Source organism: Citrobacter rodentium NBRC 105723 = DSM 16636 (assembly GCF_021278985.1).
Classification (GTDB): Bacteria; Pseudomonadota; Gammaproteobacteria; order Enterobacterales; family Enterobacteriaceae; genus Citrobacter_A; species Citrobacter_A rodentium.
This window is the reverse complement of record NZ_CP082833.1, coordinates 4,644,703-4,662,672: the sequence shown is the minus strand read 5'-3', so window position 1 is coordinate 4,662,672 and position 17,970 is coordinate 4,644,703. Positions and strand designations below refer to the sequence as shown.

18 protein-coding genes and 1 pseudogene are annotated in these 17,970 nt (G+C 56.0%); 12 read left to right on the top strand and 7 right to left on the bottom strand.

The annotated features are described in order from the left end of the window. Positions 1-72 precede the first annotated feature (72 nt). Positions 73-1,275, top strand: a complete 1,203-nt coding sequence (dacC, locus tag K7R23_RS22240) for a serine-type D-Ala-D-Ala carboxypeptidase (protein WP_012905174.1) — start codon at positions 73-75, stop codon at positions 1,273-1,275. 44 nt (positions 1,276-1,319) lie between these two features. On the opposite strand, the gene deoR is transcribed toward dacC, so the two are convergent. Both deoR and ybjG read right to left on the bottom strand, forming a co-directional pair. Beyond that, positions 1,320-2,078, bottom strand: coding sequence for a DNA-binding transcriptional repressor DeoR (gene deoR / locus K7R23_RS22235; protein WP_012905175.1), 759 nt, complete (start codon positions 2,076-2,078; stop codon positions 1,320-1,322). 71 nt (positions 2,079-2,149) lie between these two features. After that, positions 2,150-2,758, bottom strand: coding sequence for an undecaprenyl-diphosphate phosphatase (ybjG, locus tag K7R23_RS22230; protein ID WP_012905176.1), 609 nt, complete (start codon positions 2,756-2,758; stop codon positions 2,150-2,152). 295 nt (positions 2,759-3,053) lie between these two features. Here ybjG and K7R23_RS22225 point away from each other — a divergent pair. Then, a pseudogene (locus K7R23_RS22225) lies at positions 3,054-4,285 on the top strand (MdfA family multidrug efflux MFS transporter). A 55-nt stretch (positions 4,286-4,340) separates the two neighbouring features. On the opposite strand, the gene K7R23_RS22220 reads toward K7R23_RS22225, so the two are convergent. Both K7R23_RS22220 and K7R23_RS22215 read right to left on the bottom strand, forming a co-directional pair. Next, positions 4,341-5,153 carry a Cof-type HAD-IIB family hydrolase gene (locus K7R23_RS22220; protein WP_012905177.1) on the bottom strand — a complete coding sequence of 271 codons (813 nt, stop codon included), beginning with the start codon at positions 5,151-5,153 and terminating at the stop codon, positions 4,341-4,343. Beyond that, on the bottom strand, positions 5,154-6,362 hold the full coding sequence (locus tag K7R23_RS22215) for an MFS transporter (RefSeq protein ID WP_012905178.1): 1,209 nt from the start codon (positions 6,360-6,362) through the stop codon (positions 5,154-5,156). Positions 6,363-6,446: 84 nt separating this feature from the next. On the opposite strand from K7R23_RS22215, the gene K7R23_RS22210 reads away from it, so the two are divergent. Beyond that, entirely contained in the window at positions 6,447-7,028 is a 582-nt protein-coding gene (locus K7R23_RS22210; RefSeq protein WP_012905179.1) for a TetR/AcrR family transcriptional regulator, read from the top strand. A 105-nt stretch (positions 7,029-7,133) separates the two neighbouring features. Here K7R23_RS22210 and K7R23_RS22205 read toward each other — a convergent pair whose 3' ends face one another. Beyond that, positions 7,134-7,463, bottom strand: coding sequence for an NIPSNAP family protein (locus K7R23_RS22205; protein WP_024132559.1), 330 nt, complete (start codon positions 7,461-7,463; stop codon positions 7,134-7,136). 321 nt (positions 7,464-7,784) lie between these two features. Further along, a complete protein-coding gene (locus K7R23_RS22200; protein WP_012905181.1) occupies positions 7,785-9,470 on the bottom strand; it encodes an aspartate:alanine antiporter in 1,686 nt (561 codons plus the stop codon). A gap of 268 nt (positions 9,471-9,738) precedes the next feature. On the opposite strand from K7R23_RS22200, the gene K7R23_RS22195 reads away from it, so the two are divergent. Beyond that, positions 9,739-10,116 carry an inner membrane protein YbjM gene (locus tag K7R23_RS22195; protein ID WP_012905182.1) on the top strand — a complete coding sequence of 126 codons (378 nt, stop codon included), beginning with the start codon at positions 9,739-9,741 and terminating at the stop codon, positions 10,114-10,116. A 48-nt stretch (positions 10,117-10,164) separates the two neighbouring features. On the opposite strand, the gene K7R23_RS22190 is transcribed toward K7R23_RS22195, so the two are convergent. Further along, the gene (locus K7R23_RS22190) at positions 10,165-10,428 is read right to left on the bottom strand and encodes a GrxA family glutaredoxin (RefSeq protein ID WP_024132560.1); all 264 of its coding nucleotides are present in this window, start codon (positions 10,426-10,428) and stop codon (positions 10,165-10,167) included. Between the two features lie 187 nt (positions 10,429-10,615). Here K7R23_RS22190 and nfsA point away from each other — a divergent pair, with 187 nt between their 5' ends. The 8 genes from nfsA to K7R23_RS22150 all read left to right on the top strand — a co-directional run bounded on the left by nfsA (position 10,616) and on the right by K7R23_RS22150 (position 17,914). Continuing rightward, positions 10,616-11,338 carry a nitroreductase NfsA gene (gene nfsA, locus K7R23_RS22185; protein WP_012905184.1) on the top strand — a complete coding sequence of 241 codons (723 nt, stop codon included), beginning with the start codon at positions 10,616-10,618 and terminating at the stop codon, positions 11,336-11,338. A gap of 60 nt (positions 11,339-11,398) precedes the next feature. Further along, positions 11,399-12,301 (top strand): 30S ribosomal protein S6--L-glutamate ligase, encoded by a 903-nt coding sequence (rimK, locus tag K7R23_RS22180; RefSeq protein ID WP_012905185.1) that lies wholly within the window; start codon positions 11,399-11,401, stop codon positions 12,299-12,301. An 88-nt stretch (positions 12,302-12,389) separates the two neighbouring features. Further along, complete coding sequence (locus K7R23_RS22175; RefSeq protein ID WP_024132561.1) at positions 12,390-12,866, top strand: YbjN domain-containing protein; 477 nt, start codon at positions 12,390-12,392, stop codon at positions 12,864-12,866. A gap of 352 nt (positions 12,867-13,218) precedes the next feature. Next, positions 13,219-14,331, top strand: coding sequence for a spermidine/putrescine ABC transporter substrate-binding protein PotF (gene potF, locus K7R23_RS22170; protein WP_012905187.1), 1,113 nt, complete (start codon positions 13,219-13,221; stop codon positions 14,329-14,331). Positions 14,332-14,436: 105 nt separating this feature from the next. After that, positions 14,437-15,570, top strand: a complete 1,134-nt coding sequence (potG, locus tag K7R23_RS22165) for a putrescine ABC transporter ATP-binding subunit PotG (protein ID WP_012905188.1) — start codon at positions 14,437-14,439, stop codon at positions 15,568-15,570. Between the two features lie 9 nt (positions 15,571-15,579). Beyond that, a complete protein-coding gene (gene potH / locus K7R23_RS22160; protein ID WP_012905189.1) occupies positions 15,580-16,533 on the top strand; it encodes a putrescine ABC transporter permease PotH in 954 nt (317 codons plus the stop codon). Then, a complete protein-coding gene (gene potI, locus K7R23_RS22155; RefSeq protein WP_012905190.1) occupies positions 16,530-17,375 on the top strand; it encodes a putrescine ABC transporter permease PotI in 846 nt (281 codons plus the stop codon). The genes potH and potI overlap by 4 nt, the downstream gene beginning before the upstream one ends. 59 nt (positions 17,376-17,434) lie before the next feature. Further along, complete coding sequence (locus K7R23_RS22150) at positions 17,435-17,914, top strand: YbjO family protein (RefSeq protein WP_042623184.1); 480 nt, start codon at positions 17,435-17,437, stop codon at positions 17,912-17,914. The last annotated feature ends 56 nt before the right edge of the window (positions 17,915-17,970 follow it).

The window sequence follows — 17,970 nt, the reverse complement described above, 5'->3', positions numbered from 1 at the left end:
CGTTATTACTCACCGCACTTATTATACGGTGGTAAAACGTATATTTTTTGAATGGATACTCGGGTGGCATTTATGACGCATTTCTCTACTTCCCTTCGTAATATCGCAGCGGGTTCAGCACTGTTATTTCTTTTCGCGCCGGCGGTCATGGCGGCGGAGCAAACCATCGCCGCGCCGGCGGTGGAGGCGCGCGCATGGATTTTAATGGATTACGCCAGCGGTAAAGTGCTGGCGGAAGGTAACGCTGATGAGAAGCTGGACCCGGCCAGTCTGACGAAAATCATGACCAGCTACGTTGTGGGGCAGGCGCTGAAAGCGGATAAGATTAAGCTGACCGACATGGTAACCATCGGTAAAGATGCCTGGGCGACCGGCAATCCGGCGCTGCGCGGTTCGTCGGTCATGTTCCTTAAGCCCGGCGATCGGGTGGCGGTTGCCGATCTGAACAAAGGGGTAATCATTCAGTCCGGTAACGATGCCTGTATCGCGCTGGCCGACTACGTTGCCGGAAGCCAGGAGTCCTTTATTGGCCTGATGAACGGCTACGCGAAAAAGCTGGGGCTGACCAACACCACCTTCCGTACGGTTCACGGCCTTGATGCCCCCGGTCAGTACAGCACCGCGCGCGATATGGCGCTGCTCGGCAAGGCGCTGATTCATGACGTGCCGGAAGAGTATGCCATCCATAAAGAAAAAGAGTTTACCTTCAACAAGATCCGTCAGCCTAACCGTAACCGACTGCTGTGGAGTTCGAATATCAACGTCGACGGCATGAAAACCGGCACCACGGCGGGGGCGGGCTATAACCTGGTCGCCTCGGCCACGCAGGGCGATATGCGTCTGATATCCGTGGTGCTGGGGGCTAAAACCGATCGCATTCGCTTTAACGAATCGGAAAAACTGCTCACCTGGGGCTTCCGCTTCTATGAAACCGTTACGCCGATCAAACCGGACGCCACCTTTGTCACCCAGCGCGTCTGGTTCGGCGACAAGAGCGAAGTGAATCTGGGCGCGGGCGAAGCCGGTTCAGTGACCATTCCTCGCGGCCAGTTGAAAAACCTGAAGGCCAGCTTCACGCTGAGCGAACCGCAGCTGACCGCGCCGCTGAAAAAAGGCCAGGTCGTCGGCACCATTGACTTCCAGCTTAACGGCAAATCGATTGAGCAACGTCCGCTGATGGTAATGGAAAACGTCGAAGAGGGCGGCTTTTTCAGCCGGATGTGGGATTTCGTGATGTTGAAATTCCATCAGTGGTTCGGCGGCTGGTTCTCTTAAGCTGTCAGGGCGCCGGAGGGCGGAAATACCGTCTCCGGCCAGCTTCAATACATCAATTTGATGTCCTGCGCTTTGGCGAAGTCGACAAACTCATCGTCCGGGCAACGGTCGCTGATCACCGCGTCAAAGCGCGTTAAGTCGCCCATCCGCGCCGGGCGCACTTTGCCGAATTTGCTGTGATCCGCCACCAGCGCATGATACTGCGCCCGCGCCATCGCCCAGTGCTTCACCGGTAACTCTTCGAGATTAAAGCAGGTCGCGCCTTTGCTGAGGTGAATGCCCGCGGCGGAATAAAAGGCGATATCCGGGCAGATATGGCTGAGCGTTTCTTGGGTATCGAGCGGTTTGAAAATCGCGTTGCTGGCGTGAAATTCGCCGCCGGAGAGAATGGCCCGGCACAGCGGTTTTTCCTGCAAGGCCAGAAATGTATTCAGGGAGTAACACACCGCGGTGAAGGGCATATCATTATCGATCGCTTCGATGATCCACGGCGTGGTGGTGCCGCAGTCAAAAAACAGCGTCTGATGCGGCTGCACCAGCGTGGCCGCCAGCTGCGCGGCGCGACGTTTCTCTTCGACCAGGCGGGACTTCTGGTCGCTTAACAGATAGTGGCTGGCGCCGCGCGGCTCCAGTACGATGTAGCCCCCCAACAGTACCACCGGCGCGCTGTGGCTATTCAGGTCGCGACGAATGGTCATTTCAGAGACGCCGAGCAGGGCCGCTGCCTCTTTCAGATGGAGTTTATCGCTGCGCTTCAGCGCCTGCAGCAGTTGACCAATACGCTCATCGCGACGAGTTTCCATAGTTCCCCTGGACGAATAAATAAGCCTTCTGCACACCGCAGAGCGCTTAATATTACTCTTTTTTCCTCGGGTTAGTCACGCACCCAGCCTTTACGAATCGGCAGGGCGAAGCAGATGCGATAGGCGCTTTGCAGGCCGCGATAGAGCGGGGCTCCCAGTTTTTGCCAGAACATCTGCGCGCTCAGACAGCCGATCATCGCCGCCAGCAGGCCGCCAAGCATATCAAGCGGCCAGTGAACGCCGAGATAGACCCGCGACCAGGCGATAATCAGCGCCAGCGCCAGCAGAATGAGGCCGGACCACAAGCGATACCAGCATAAAAATGCCAGCGCGAAGGTGAAGATAACCGTGCCGTGATCGCTCGGATAGGAATCATCCGCCGCATGGGGAAGATAGTTATAGCCCACGCCTGCGGCAAACGGTCGCTGATGGGGGAACAGGTGCCCCATCAGCCAGGAAACCAGTAGGCTGACCACCAGCGCGATCGCCATTTTGACAATCAGCTGGCGTTGGGCGCAGAGGCGATCGCGTGGCCCCCACAGCCAGAGCGCAACCGCCAGCGTCGGTACGATAAAGATCATGTCCCTGGCGATAAAAATCGCGAGGGAAATCATCCATGACGCCGAGTCCGGCGTAGCGTTAAGTAAAGCGAATAGCGAAAAGTTAATATTTTCCAGCATAACATCCAGACTCAGTGCGAGATTTAATGCCCCGTGCAGAGGCGAGAGTAAAATCGCCGCGCCTGCGGGTAAAGCGGCATTGTCTTATTCACCTGTTAAATGAGACGTTTTAAGACAAAAAACCTTATTCCGCTAATCCTACTGTCGGCAATGTAGACTAACCTTAAACCAGATGCGGCCGTTATCGTAAGAATGTAAAAATGTGCGCATTTTCCTTTCACAACACATAATTCGCTATCTCAGACGACGCAGTTTCATTACACTTTGCGCGTTTTTTTACTGGCGATGAAATTGCATGCAAAACCGATTACAACAGGGCGCCCGGCTTGGACGTCAGGCGTTGCTATTCCCTCTCTGTCTGGTGCTTTACGAATTCTCAACCTATATCGGCAACGATATGATCCAGCCCGGTATGCTGGCGGTGGTGGAGCAGTATCAGGCGGGCATCGACTGGGTGCCGACCTCCATGACCGCTTATCTGGCGGGCGGTATGTTTTTACAGTGGCTGTTAGGCCCGCTGTCGGACCGCATCGACGCCGCCCGGTCATGCTGGCGGGCGTGGCGTGGTTTATCGTCACCTGTCTCGCCACGCTGCTGGCGCAAACCATTGAACAGTTTACCCTGTTGCGCTTTTTGCAGGGGATCAGCCTCTGCTTTATTGGCGCCGTTGGCTACGCGGCGATACAGGAGTCATTTGAAGAGGCGGTATGCATCAAGATCACCGCCTTAATGGCAAACGTCGCGCTGATTGCGCCGCTGCTGGGTCCGCTGGTCGGCGCGGCCTGGGTACATGTGCTGCCGTGGGAAGGGATGTTCGTGCTGTTTGCGGCGCTGGCGGCGATTGCTTTCTTCGGCCTGCTGCGCGCGATGCCTGAAACGGCGACGCGCATTGGCGAAACGCTGTCGCTGAAAACGCTCGCAGTCGACTACCGGGCGGTGATGAAAAATGGTCGTTTTGTCGCCGGCGCGCTGGCGCTCGGTTTTATCAGCCTGCCGCTGCTGGCCTGGATCGCCCAGTCGCCGATTATCATCATCAGCGGCGAACAGCTCAGTAGCTATGAGTATGGTCTGCTTCAGGTGCCGATTTTCCGCGCGCTGATTGCCGGTAACCTGGTGCTGGCGCGGCTGACCTCCCGCCGTACGGTGCGTTCATTGATTATTATGGGCGGCTGGCCGATTGTGCTGGGGCTGATTCTCGCCGCCGCGGCGACGGTGGTTTCTTCTCATGCTTATCTGTGGATGACCGCCGGGCTGAGCGTGTATGCGTTTGGTATTGGCCTTGCGAACGCCGGACTGGTGCGTCTGACGCTGTTTGCCAGCGACATGAGCAAAGGCACGGTTTCCGCCGCGATGGGGATGCTTCAGATGCTGATTTTTACCGTTGGCATTGAGCTGAGCAAACATGCTTACCTGAGCGGCGGCAACGGGCTGTTCAGCCTGTTTAACCTCGCCAACGGCGTTCTGTGGCTGCTGCTGATGTTTATCTTCCTGAAGGATAAGCGGGTCGGGAATACGCGGGAAGGGTAAACTATATTGCCGCCATCCGGCGCTATGGCGCCTGATGGCGGCCTGTCATCAGGCATTAATGGAACGGCGCCTCGTTGTTTAAGACCTTATCGATAACATCCAGTACGCCTTCTTCATTATTCGAACCCGCGCGATATTTGGCGGTGGCAACCACCACGTCAGCCGCATGATCCATCGCAAAGCTATAGCCCGCCTGACGCAGCATTTCGATATCGTTGCCGCCGTCGCCGAAGGCCACTACTTCGTCATCGCTAATGCCCCAGCGCGCCTGAAGCAGCCGCAGGCCGTTGGCTTTATGCACGCCAGGAATAATTAAATCGATGCTGCCGTAGCCGGTATGAACAGGCACCATAATATCGCCGATAGCCGCATGCAGCGCGCGCTGGACTTCCGGAATCCGATCGTCCGAAATATTCAGCCCGAACTTAAAGAAGATATCGTTGATATTGTCGAAGTTGTCGACAAATTCGAGGCGATGGTAATACATACCCGCAACCGCCTTCATTTCGTCGCTGTAGGTTTTCAGGGTGTAGGCGCTGTTTTTACCGCAGGCGATAATCTCTACCTCCGGGCGGGTCAGCAGATGATCGACGATGGCGGCAAAATCGCTTTTCGTCAGTTCGCCGTTAAAAATATCTTCACCTTCGCTGACCACCCAACCGCCGTTCTCGGCGACGAAAGCAATCTCATGGGCAATTTCAGGAAAGAAGGAGATAAGCTGGTAATACTGGTTGCCGCTGGCGACGGCAAAACGTATTCCCCGCGCCTTCATCTGTGCGTACTGCGCCAGAAAACGTTCGCGATTATAGCTTTTCCGATCGCTCAGAAAGGTGCCGTCCATATCCACAGCAATTAATTTAATAGCCATTTATCCCTTCTCCATTGCAGTTTGCGTTGTTGATTCCGGTCTGGCAACGGCCCGGGCGACAACGGCCGCCAGCAGCACCAGCGCCAGCACTACCAGCATGGCGCTGCGCAGTCCGTAATGCTCGCCGAGGTAGCCTAACAGCGGCGGTCCGACGAGGAACGCCAGGTAGCCGGTGGTCGCCACCACGCTGACCCGCGTTGGCGCGTCGGGACCGGTATCGCTGGCGGCGGAGATGGTTAACGGGAAGCCGAGCGACGCGCCGAGGCCCCAGAGGATAACCGACACGCCCGCCACCCAGGCGCTGTCGACAAAAATGATTAGCCCGATGCCGAGCGCGCCCATCAGCGCGCTGGCGCGCACCACCGCCACACGGCTGTAGCGATCGATGAACCAACCGCCGGCGAAGCGTCCGACGGTCATGCCGAGGGTGAAACCGGCGTAGATCAGCGAACCGGAAGTCGGGCTGAAGCCGTGACCGTCGACCATCAGCAGTGGCAGCCAGTCGTTCGCGGAGCCTTCGGCAAAAGCCATCGCCAGCACCACCACGCCTATCAGCATAAGCTGCAGATCGCGCCAGAAGGGCAGACCTTTTTCATGCTTTTGCGAACCGTCGTTGACGTTTTTACCGGTGCCCTCGGGAATGGCCCGGATGGCGATAAAAATCGGCGCAATGACCACCAGCGCGGCCAGCAAAATATGGCTGGTCGCCGCCACTCCGAAGGCGGTTAACGCCATTCCCACCCCAGCGCCTGCCAGCGTGCCGAGGCTGTAAAATCCATGCATCATCGGCAGTACGGTTTTGTTCATTTCACGTTCCACCGCGGCGCCTTCAACGTTAATGGCGACTTCCGCAGAGCCAAAGCTGGCGCCGAATACGCCTAATCCCAGGGCGAACAGCCAGGGCGAGGCGAGCCACAGCGCAAGGCAGAGCACCAGCATTCCGAGGACCGCGAAAGACATGGTAGTGCGGATCACCTTTCGGGTGCCAAATCGTTTCACCAGCCAGGCCGAGCAAAGGATACCGCTCATCGAACCGATGGACAGGCCGAACAGCACCGCCCCCATTTCCGCCGTCGAGACGGAGAGCGTGTCGCGAATCGCAGGCGTACGCGTGGCCCAGGAGGCCATCAGCAGTCCGGGGATGAAGAAGAACATAAACAGCGCCCCGATACGTCGCTGCAGAGCTTTACGTGAAGAGTTGGCAGTCATAAATCCAGGTCTGCGTAAAGGAGAAGAAGACAACAGTAGCAAGTTTGTGTACATTTGTACATAAACCCGTTCAGAGGAATTAATGTGCGACGCGCCAACGACCCGCAGCGGCGAGAGAAGATCATCACCGCCACGCTTGAAGCGGTAAAAGAGCACGGCATCCACGCGGTCACTCATCGCAAAATTGCGGCGATTGCCGATGTGCCGCTCGGTTCGCTGACCTACTATTTTTCCGGCATCGACGAGCTGCTCAGCGAAGCGTTCAACTGCTTTACCGACGTTATGTCCGCGCAGTATCAGGCTTTTTTTAGCGGCGTGACGGACGCGCAGGGCGCGTGCCAGGCGATCGCTGAGATGATCGACAGCTCACAGGTGACCACGCCGGAAAACATGGCGTTGATGTATCAGCTTTACGCCTTCGCCAGCCGCAAACCGGCGTTAAAAACCGTTATGCAAAACTGGATGCAGCGCAGCCAGCAAACGCTGGAGCAGTGGTTCGACCCCGGCACCGCCCGCGCGCTGGATGCGTTTATCGAAGGGATGACCCTGCACTTCGTCACCGACCGCGCGCCGCTTTCGCGAGAAGAGATACTGCTGATGGTGCGGCGGGTGGCGGGGGAAGAAGTAAGAGAATCTGACTGTTTAACGTCAAGCTTTCAGCAATAACTCAGCTAAAATGTATTAGCTCAGACTTAATCTGGTATTTTTAATATTCTGAACCTGGGCTTAGCATGTCAGTAGGTTGTCAATCGTTACGGGATATACTTTGGATTACACTCGTAGCCCATCCACACTTAATTGCGGCAGACTTATCACTGTTTTAATGCATGTCTCGATGCAGTTAATGATGGATTCGCGTGGCCCGTAGCGCCAGTCAGTGCTCGCGTAGAAGGCATCAAGAACAGCATTCATATTTTCAGCACTTTCAAAAGCTCGAATGAGATAGTAGCAGTCGAGATCGTGCAGAGAATTACCAAACGACACAACATCGATTCCGTGGCGTTGATGAAGGGGAACGCTGATTTCCTGCATGATGGCGTGGAAATCAGCACCGGTGCCTTTGCGCAATGTGTATTGTAGTATCTCGACTGTTTTTTTCATAAATATTAATCCAATGTTGGCTTTCCGTAAAAAGCCAGTTGTCCGATTTTATCGTGTAAGAACGTAGGCAAAACAGCATCTGTACAACGCAATCGCCAATTTGTCGCCATCGAACGAGGGTTCCTGATATAAGTCATTATTTGTTAAGTATAAAATAAAAGACAACAAAAAACCCATCAACCTTGAACCGAAACGGCGGGGTTGATGGGCTCCACAAAATGGGGACATCAAAGAAAAGCAGTGGCACTAGTTATGACTGACGTCCGGCAGAAAAGTTCTGTCGCAGTGCAAAAAATTTTCATTTAGGGCGCAACTTCAGTTTTATCCGAGTCCCGGCCAGACAATAACGATCAGCGTCCCCGCCAGCGTCAGCAGTACGTTTGCGATGGCGTAGGTGCCGGCATAGCCAAGCGCCGGAATGTTGCTGCGCGCGGTATCGCTGATGATCTCCATCGCCGGGGCGCAGGTGCGCGCGCCCATCATCGCGCCAAACAGCAGCGCACGGTTCATGCGCAGAACATACGCGCCGAACAGGAAGCAGATGATGACCGGCACCAGGCTAACGATCAGCCCGGCGAGCAGCATCTGTCCGCCAATGGCGCCCAGACCGTTGCCGATGCCGCTGCCCGCGCTTAAGCCGACGCCCGCCATAAAGACCATCAGGCCGAACTCTTTCACCATATTCAGCGCGCCCTGCGGAATATAGCCAAACGTGGGATGGTTGGCGCGCAGAAAGCCGAGCATAATGCCGGCGAACAGCAGCCCGGCGGCGTTACCGATGCCAAAGCTGAAGTTGCTGAACTGGAAGGTGATCATGCCGATCATCAGGCCGATAATAAAGAACGCGCAGAACGCTAACAGATCGGTCACCTGGCTGTGAATCGAGATAAAGCCAATGCGGTCGGCGATGGTTTTTACCCGCCGCGCGTCGCCGCTGACCTGCAGCACATCGCCTTTATTGAGCACCACGTTGTCGTCGATAGGCATCTCAATCTGCGAGCGGATAACGCGGTTCAGGAAGCAGCCGTGGTCGGTGAGCTTCAGCTGGGCGAGACGGCGTCCGACCGCGTTGTGGTTTTTCACCACAATTTCTTCGGTGACGATGCGCATGTCGAGCAGATCGCGATCGAACACCTCTTTTCCGTTACGAAAACTTGGGTCGAGGCGGGCGTGCGCATCCGGATAGCCTACCAGCGCGATCTCATCGCCCATTTGCAAAACCGCGTCGCCGTCCGGATTCGCAAGGATGCCGTTACGACGGATCCGCTCGATATAGCACCCCGTCTGGCGGTAGATGCCCAGCTCGCGCAGGTTCTTCCCGTCAGTCCACGCCACCAGTTCCGGGCCAACCCGGTAAGCGCGAATCACCGGCAGGTAAACCTTACGGTTGCTGTCGGCGTCAAGGCCGCGCTCGCGGGCAATCTGCTGGGCACAGGTCTGCAGATCCTGATGCTGTAGCTTCGGCAAATAGCGCGCGCCGACGATCAGGCTGACCAGGCCGATAAGATAGGTCAGGGCATAGCCCAGACTGAGGTTATCCAGCGCGCGGGAAAGATCTGCGCTCGCCATGCCGAAATGGCGCAGCGTATCGCCAGCGCCGACCAGCACCGGCGTCGAGGTCATCGAGCCGGCCAGCATACCGGCCGTCAGGCCAATGTCCCAGCCGAACAGCTTACCCAGTCCCAGCGCTATCAGCAGCGCGCTGCCGACCATCACCAGAGCCAGCATCAGGTAATTTTTCCCGTCGCGAAAAAAAATGGAAAAAAAGTTTGGCCCTGCTTCGACGCCGACACAAAAAATAAACAGCATGAAGCCCAGATTGAGGGCGTCGGTGTTAATACTGAAATGCTGCTGCCCTAATAACAGAGATACCACTAAAACACCAATGGAATTACCCAGTTGGATGGGACCCAGGCGCAATTTACCGAGGCACAGGCCGAGAGCCAGTACCACAAATAATAACAGGATGTAATTCCCATTTAACAAATCAGCGACGTTTATATTCACGGAGACTAACTTCTTGTTTACGAGTAAGCTGTTGAAAGAAATGATAATTTACGCTACTGTTTTTGCTATTAAATAAGGGTGAACGCGTCATATTCATCACCTATATATAAACAGCGCAACAATATATTTGGCTAGTTTAATCTCATTACGTACTAACGGCTATAAGAATCGTGTGGGCGTAATTTTGCATGGAATGCTGATCGGCTTTATCTGACTGGACGCCAACGGCGAAAAGTGTGTTCGATAGAGACAGTGTCAGGAGAAACGATTGAAACATAAACGAGGTTGGGCAGGCGTGGTCTGCTGCTTTGTGCTCTTTGTGGTGGTCTGTCTTTTTTTGACGATGGATATGAAAGGAGCATTTCGGGCTGCCGGTTATCCTGAAGTTGGGCTACTGTTTTTTACGCTGCCAGGTGCTGTCGCCAGCTTTTGTTCTCACCGTCGGGAGGTCATCAGGCCGCTCCTCGGCGCAATGCTTGCCGCACCCTGTTGTCTGGTGCTGATGCGCCTTTTCTTTACCCCCACCCGTTCGCTGTGGCAGGAGCTGGCTTGGCTGTTCAGCGCCGTATTCTGGTGCGCGCTGGGGGCCTTGTGCTTTTTGTTTATCAGCAGCCTGTTTCGTCCGCGGCAGCGCAAAAAACAGTAACGCCCTCGCGAAGAGGGCGTTTCACATCAATCAGCCTTTATGCCGCCGTCAGGCGAACAGATTCAGGTTCTCTTTCGCCCAGGCTTCGAAATCGGTGTAGCCGCCGATATGCTGCTGATCGACGAAGATCTGCGGGACGGTTTCCACCGGCTTACCCACGGTCTTTTCCAGATCCGCTTTGGTGATGCCTTCGGCGTGGATATCGATATAACGGTAATTGAAATCATCGCGCTCGTTGCTGAGCTTCTCTGCCAGCTCTTTCGCGCGTACGCAGTAAGGGCAACCCGGGCGACCAAAAATAACGGTGAACATCTGTTTCTCCTTCAACTTTGAGCCTGACGGCGAATAGTCGCTATGATGCCGTTTATTCTTCTTTCTGAACAGTAGTCAGCGCCTTTTGCTTTAATATCTCTAAGCTATATCTGTTAAGCGCACCGAATCACAACGCGTTACACTAGGCTTTATCACGCTTATTTCCGTTCAGACAGAGAAAAACGTAATGACTCCAACTATTGACCTGCTACGCGCTCACCGTTCCATTCGCCATTATACCGACCAGCCGATTACCCGCGAGCAGCGGGAGGCGATCCTCGCCAGCGCCCGGGCGACCTCCAGCTCCAGCTTTTTGCAGTGCACCTCTATTATCCGCATCACCGATACGTCGCTGCGCGAAGCGCTGGTGCCGTTAACCGGTGGGCAACAGCACGTTGCCGACGCCGCTGAGTTTTGGGTTTTCTGCGCCGATTTCAACCGTCACCTGCAAATCTGCCCGGATGCCCAGCTTGGCCTCGCGGAACAGCTGCTGCTGGGCGTTGTCGATACGGCGATGATGGCGCAGAACGCGCTGACGGCGGCGGAATCGCTGGGGCTGGGCGGCGTCTATATCGGCGGACTGCGTAACAATATTGAGGCGGTGACCGATCTGCTGAAGCTGCCCAGACACGTTCTGCCGCTGTTTGGCCTGTGCCTGGGCTGGCCTGCGGATAACCCGGATCTGAAGCCGCGCCTGCCGACGGCAATTATCATGCACGAAAACGCTTATCAGCCGCTCGACCAGCAGGCGCTGGCCGACTATGACGAACAGCTCGCGCACTATTACCTCACCCGCGGCAGCAACAACCGCCGCGATACCTGGAGCGATCACATTCGCCGCACCCTGATCAAAGAAAATCGTCCGTTCATTCTGCAATATTTGCACAAACAGGGGTGGGCCACGCGCTAAACCGCTCGCCGCTGTGTATGATACACGGGGTTTTGATCGGGTTTTGCAAAGAGGTACAGGGTGAAGATTGCCATATTGTCCCGCGATGGAACGCTCTATTCGTGCAAACGCCTGCGTGAAGCGGCAATGAAGCGCGGTCATCTGGTTGAAATTCTCGATCCGCTCTCCTGTTATATGAATATCAATCCGGCGGCCTCCTCAATCCACTATAAAGGCCGTCGGCTGCCGCATTTTGATGCGGTCATTCCGCGTATTGGTTCTGCTATCACCTTTTATGGCACCGCGGCGCTGCGCCAGTTTGAACTGCTGGGCAGCTATCCGCTGAACGAATCGGTGGCGATCACCCGCGCGCGCGACAAACTGCGTTCGCTACAGCTGCTGGCGCGTCAGGGCATCGATCTGCCGGTGACCGGCATTGCCCACTCGCCGGACGATACCAGCGATCTGATCGACATGGTCGGCGGCGCGCCGCTGGTGGTGAAGCTGGTGGAAGGGACCCAGGGGATAGGCGTGGTGCTGGCGGAAACCCGTCAGGCGGCGGAAAGCGTGGTGGACGCCTTTCGCGGACTGAACGCCCATATTCTGGTGCAGGAGTACATCAAAGAGGCCAAAGGCCGCGATATTCGCTGTCTGGTGGTGGGTAATGAGGTGGTTGCCGCCATCGAACGGCGGGCGAAGGAGGGCGATTTTCGCTCTAACCTGCATCGCGGCGGGGTGGCCTGCATTGCCAGCATTACGGCGCGGGAACGGGAGATTGCGGTGAAGGCGGCGCAGACGCTGGGCCTTGACGTGGCGGGGGTGGATATCTTACGTGCCGATCGCGGCCCGCTGGTGATGGAAGTGAACGCCTCGCCGGGGCTGGAGGGGATAGAGAAGACCACCGGCGTGGATATCGCCGGGCGAATGATCCAGTGGATCGAGCGTCACGCCACACCAGAATTTAGCCTGAAATCCGGCGGCTAATCTTATTATCGCCGATGATCGTGGCATGCCGTGCACTTTTTGCGTAAGCTGTGCCGGTAATTTTTATCGTAAGAGGTAGCACATTATTATGACATCACTGGTCGTTCCCACTCTGGATACGTTGCGTCAATGGCTTGACGACCTGGGCATGAGTTTTTTTGAATGTGATACCTGTCAGGCGCTGCATTTACCCCACATGCAAAATTTTGACGGCATCTACGATGCAAAATTAGATCTGGTGGATAATACGCTGCTGTTCTCCGCGATGGCGGAAGTCCGGCCTTCAGCGCTGCTGCCGCTGGCTGCGGATCTGTCGGCCATTAACGCCAGCTCTCTTACCGTCAAAGCCTTTCTCGATATGCAGGACGACAATCTGCCAAAGCTGGTGGTTTGCCAGTCTTTATCCGTAATGCGCGGCGTGAGTTATGAACAGTTTGAATGGTTCGTGCGCCAGAGCGAAGAGCAAATTTCGATGGTCATTCTTGAAGCGGGCGCGCACCAGATGCTGTTTACCGCCGAAGAGGATGCGCAAAAAAACAACGGTGAAATCCACTTTCTGCATTAATTTCCCTTCACGGAATGCTGCGTAAAGCGCAGTCGCTGCCAGCGCGGCTGCTTATTTCAGACATTCCTGCTGGTTTTAACCTTTCATTAAAGAGCTATTCACCTCCTTTCCCGCCAATTCGCTTTATCACATAGACATAAATTGCATAAAAAATTGATAAAAGGCGTTTTTTAATCTGGGCTATGGCCTGAAATCCTGGCTAAAGTTATTCTTGCGATGCGCTGTAACATCGAGCAATAACGGCCAGGTTTCGCTGTGTGTGCCGGGTGACAAAGTATGCACGATTATTGCATAGCTTTGAGTGCAACTTTTTTGGTTCATTTGTTAACGAACCCCTATAAGGAAAGAGATTATGACCGCCTTAAATAAAAAATGGCTATCGGGTCTGGTTGCGGGTGCTCTGATGGCCGTCTCTGTCGGCACGCTTGCAGCGGAACAAAAAACGCTCCACGTTTATAACTGGTCTGATTATATCGCCCCGGATACGGTGGCGAATTTCGAAAAAGAGACCGGGATTAAAGTGGTCTATGACGTGTTTGATTCTAACGAAGTGCTGGAAGGCAAACTGATGGCGGGCAGCACCGGGTTTGACGTGGTCGTGCCGTCGGCCAGCTTTCTGGAACGTCAGCTGACCGCTGGCGTTTTCCAGCCGCTGGATAAAAGCAAACTGTCGGGCTGGAAAAACCTCGATCCGGAACTGCTGAAGCTGGTCGCTAAGCACGATCCGGACAATAAGTTCGCCATGCCCTATATGTGGGCGACTACCGGCATCGGCTATAACGTCGATAAGGTCAAAGCGGTGCTTGGCGCGGACGCGCCGGTGGACAGCTGGGATCTGATTCTGAAACCGGAAAATCTGGAAAAACTGAAAAGCTGCGGCGTCTCTTTCCTCGACGCGCCGGAAGAGGTTTTTGCTACCGTACTGAACTACCTGGGCAAAGACCCGAACAGTACGGATGCGAAGGACTACACCGGGCCGGCAACCGATCTGCTGCTGAAGCTGCGGCCGAATATCCGCTATTTCCACTCCTCGCAGTACATTAACGATCTGGCTAACGGCGACACCTGCGTGGCGATTGGCTGGGCCGGGGACGTCTGGCAGGCGGCGAACCGCGCGAAAGAGGCGAAGAATGGCATCAACATCTCTTTCTCCATTCCGAAGGAAGGGGCGATGGCGTTCTTTGATGTCTTTGCGATGCCTGCCGATGCGAAGAACAAAGAAGAGGCTTATCAGTTCCTCAACTATCTGCTGCGTCCGGACGTTATCGCCCATATCTCCGATCATGTGTTCTATGCCAACGCCAACAAAGAGGCCACGGCGCTGGTGAGCGCGGAAGTACGGGATAACCCTGGCATCTATCCGCCGGCTGAGGTGCGCGCGAAAATGTTCACGCTGAAGGTTCAGGAGCCGAAAATTGACCGCGTGCGTACCCGCGCATGGACGAAGGTGAAGAGCGGTAAATAACCTTTCGTCAGTCTGACTGAGGCCGGGCTGGCGTGCGCCGCCCGGCTACAGACGCACCGAAAGGGGGCGTCTGCACGATTTTTGTTTTATGCCGGAGAGCACCCCGTGAATGATGCCACACCTCGCCCGCAGGCGAAAACCCGCAAAGCGCTGACGCCGCTGCTGGAAATCCGTAACCTGACCAAATCTTTTGACGGTCAACACGCGGTGGATGATGTCAGTCTGACAATTTACAAAGGCGAAATTTTTGCCCTGCTGGGCGCATCCGGCTGCGGAAAATCGACGCTGCTGCGTATGCTGGCTGGCTTCGAACAGCCTACCAGCGGGCAGATTATGCTCGATGGCGTCGATCTGGCCCACGTTCCGCCCTATCTGCGTCCCATCAATATGATGTTTCAGTCCTACGCGCTGTTTCCCCATATGACGGTGGAACAGAATATCGCCTTTGGTCTGAAGCAGGACAAACTGCCGAAAGCGGAAATCGCCAGCCGGGTCGAGGAGATGCTGGGGCTGGTGCATATGCAGGAGTTCGCCAGACGCAAGCCGCACCAGCTTTCCGGCGGCCAGCGTCAGCGCGTGGCGCTGGCGCGAAGCCTGGCGAAACGGCCAAAACTCCTGCTGCTCGACGAACCGATGGGCGCGCTGGATAAAAAGCTGCGCGACCGGATGCAGCTAGAAGTGGTGGATATTCTGGAGCGCGTGGGCGCGACCTGCGTCATGGTGACTCACGATCAGGAAGAAGCCATGACGATGGCCGGGCGCATTGCGATCATGAATCGCGGCAAGTTTGTGCAGATTGGCGAGCCGGAAGAGATTTACGAGCATCCGACGACCCGTTACAGCGCGGAGTTTATCGGTTCGGTCAACGTTTTTGAAGGCGTACTGAAAGAGCGCCAGGAGGACGGGTTGGTGCTCTATTCGCCGGGGCTGGTGCATCCGCTGAAGGTCGATCCGGATGCGTCGGTGATGGACAACGTGCCGGTATATGTGGCGCTGCGTCCGGAAAAGATCGAGCTCTGTGAGGAACCGCCCGCCGATGGCTTTAACTTTGCCATCGGGGAAGTGGTGCATATCGCCTATCTTGGCGATCTCTCCATTTACCACGTTCGCCTGAAAAGTGGGCAGATGATCAGCGCCCAGCTACAGAACGCCCATCGCTACCGTAAAGGGCTGCCTACCTGGGGCGATGAGGTGCGGTTGTGCTGGGATGCCGACAGCTGTGTGGTGTTGACGGTTTAAGGAGCGAAAATGAGTACACCTGAACCTTCGATGCGCGGAGTCACAGCGGGCGGTTTCCGGCTGTGGCTGGCGCGCGCGCAGATGAAGCACGGACGCAAGCTGGTCATCGCCTTACCCTACGTCTGGCTTATCCTGCTGTTTCTGCTGCCGTTTTTGATTGTCTTTAAAATCAGTCTGGCGGAGATGGCGCGGGCGATCCCGCCGTACAGCGAGCTCATGTCCTGGGCCGACGGCCAGCTGGCGCTTACCCTCAATCTCAATAATTTTCTGCAACTCACCGACGATCCGCTCTATTTCGAGGCCTATTTACAGTCGCTACAGGTGGCGGGGATCTCCACGTTATGCTGCTTACTGCTGGGCTATCCGCTGGCCTGGGCGGTGGCGCACAGCAAGCCGTCGACGCGCAATATTCTGCTGCTGCTGGTGATCCTGCCGTCGTGGACTTCGTTTCTTATTCGCGTGTATGCCTGGATGGGGATCCTGAAAAATAACGGCGTGCTGAATAATTTTCTGCTGTGGCTGGGGGTCATCGACCAGCCGCTGACCATTCTGCATACCAACCTGGCGGTCTATATCGGTATTGTTTATGCCTATCTGCCGTTTATGGTGCTGCCGATTTACACCGCGCTGACGCGAATCGACTACTCGCTGGTGGAAGCGTCGCTTGACCTCGGCGCGCGTCCGCTGAAAACCTTCTTCACCGTGATCGTGCCGTTGACTAAAGGCGGTATCATCGCCGGTTCGATGCTGGTGTTTATTCCGGCGGTAGGGGAGTTTGTGATCCCGGAACTGCTCGGCGGGCCGGACAGCATCATGATTGGCCGCGTACTGTGGCAGGAGTTCTTTAATAACCGCGACTGGCCGGTGGCCTCGGCGGTGGCGATTGTCATGCTGCTGCTGCTGATCGTCCCGATCATGTGGTTCCATAAGCATCAGCAGAAAAGTGGAGGAGCGCACGGATGAACAACTTACCGGTAATACGCTCGCCCTGGCGCATCGCGATCCTGGTGGCGGGCTTCACCTTTCTCTATGCGCCGATGCTGATGCTGGTAATCTACTCTTTCAACAGTTCTAAACTGGTGACGGTATGGGCGGGTTGGTCGACGCGCTGGTACGGCGAACTGTTTCGCGACGATGCGATGATGAGCGCCGTCGGCTTAAGCCTGACGATTGCCGCCTGTGCGGCGACGATGGCGGCGATCCTCGGCACCATTGCGGCGGTGGTGATGGTGCGCTTTGGCCGTTTTCGCGGCGCTAACGGCTTTGCGTTTATGATCACCGCGCCGCTGGTTATGCCGGACGTCATCACCGGTCTTTCCCTGCTGCTGCTGTTTGTCGCGCTCGGTCATGTCATTGGCTGGCCGTCGGATCGCGGCATGTTGACCATCTGGCTGGCGCACGTCACCTTCTGTACGGCGTATGTGGCGGTGGTGATCTCCTCGCGCTTGCGCGAACTGGATAGCTCTATCGAAGAGGCAGCGATGGATCTGGGCGCCACGCCGCTGAAGGTGTTCTTTGTGATTACCTTGCCAATGATTATGCCGGCGATTATTTCCGGCTGGCTGCTGGCGTTTACCCTGTCGCTTGACGATCTGGTGATTGCCAGCTTTGTTTCCGGTCCCGGCGCGACCACGCTGCCGATGCTGGTCTTCTCCAGCGTGCGGATGGGCGTGAACCCGGAAATCAACGCCCTCGCCACGCTGATCCTCGGCGTAGTCGGTATTGTCGGTTTTATCGCCTGGTATCTGATGGCGCGTACGGAAAAGCAGCGAATCCGTGATATCCAGCGTGCAAGACGCGGATGAAGCAATTACACTTTCCGGTGAAGTGCCGCGCCTGACGCAGCACTGTTTTTCAGGGAAGTATGACAGTGGGATTGTTAAAGAAAACACATCATTCGCACGCACGACCTAACGTCCCTGCGCTGGTGCAGGTGGCGGCGCTCGCCATTATCATGATCCGCTGTCTCGACGTGCTGATGATCGTCAACACGCTCGGCGCCCGCGGTTTAGGCGAGTTCATTTACCGCAGCGTACAGACATGGAGCCTGACGCTGGTGTTTCTCAGCAGCCTGGCGCTGGTGTTTATCGAAATCTGGTGCGCCTTTTCGCTGGTGAAAGGGCGCAACTGGGCGCGCTGGATTTATCTGCTGACTCAGGTTACCGCGGCGGGCTATTTATGGGCGGCCTCGCTGGGCTACGGTTATCCGGAGCTGTTCAGCATCGCCGGAGAGTCGAAGCGCGAGATACTGCATTCGCTGGCGATGCAAAAGCTGCCGGACGCGCTGGTGCTGTGTCTGCTGTTTGTCCCCGCCGCGAGCCGCCGGTTTTTTCAGCTTCAGTAACGCTGACGTAATGGGCCGGACGGCAGTGTGTATGCCTTATCCGGCCTGCAAAAGCG

Excerpts from the sequence above, each read along its gene's own strand:
- dacC (WP_012905174.1), top strand. The coding sequence starts at position 73 with ATGACGCATTTCTCTACTTCCCTTCGTAATATCGCAGCGGGTTCAGCA.
- deoR (WP_012905175.1), bottom strand. The coding sequence starts at position 2,078 with ATGGAAACTCGTCGCGATGAGCGTATTGGTCAACTGCTGCAGGCGCTG.
- ybjG (WP_012905176.1), bottom strand. The coding sequence starts at position 2,758 with ATGCTGGAAAATATTAACTTTTCGCTATTCGCTTTACTTAACGCTACG.
- K7R23_RS22220 (WP_012905177.1), bottom strand. The coding sequence starts at position 5,153 with ATGGCTATTAAATTAATTGCTGTGGATATGGACGGCACCTTTCTGAGC.
- K7R23_RS22215 (WP_012905178.1), bottom strand. The coding sequence starts at position 6,362 with ATGACTGCCAACTCTTCACGTAAAGCTCTGCAGCGACGTATCGGGGCG.
- K7R23_RS22205 (WP_024132559.1), bottom strand. The coding sequence starts at position 7,463 with ATGAAAAAAACAGTCGAGATACTACAATACACATTGCGCAAAGGCACC.
- K7R23_RS22190 (WP_024132560.1), bottom strand. The coding sequence starts at position 10,428 with ATGTTCACCGTTATTTTTGGTCGCCCGGGTTGCCCTTACTGCGTACGC.
- nfsA (WP_012905184.1), top strand. The coding sequence starts at position 10,616 with ATGACTCCAACTATTGACCTGCTACGCGCTCACCGTTCCATTCGCCAT.
- K7R23_RS22175 (WP_024132561.1), top strand. The coding sequence starts at position 12,390 with ATGACATCACTGGTCGTTCCCACTCTGGATACGTTGCGTCAATGGCTT.
- potF (WP_012905187.1), top strand. The coding sequence starts at position 13,219 with ATGACCGCCTTAAATAAAAAATGGCTATCGGGTCTGGTTGCGGGTGCT.
- potH (WP_012905189.1), top strand. The coding sequence starts at position 15,580 with ATGAGTACACCTGAACCTTCGATGCGCGGAGTCACAGCGGGCGGTTTC.
- potI (WP_012905190.1), top strand. The coding sequence starts at position 16,530 with ATGAACAACTTACCGGTAATACGCTCGCCCTGGCGCATCGCGATCCTG.
- K7R23_RS22150 (WP_042623184.1), top strand. The coding sequence starts at position 17,435 with ATGACAGTGGGATTGTTAAAGAAAACACATCATTCGCACGCACGACCT.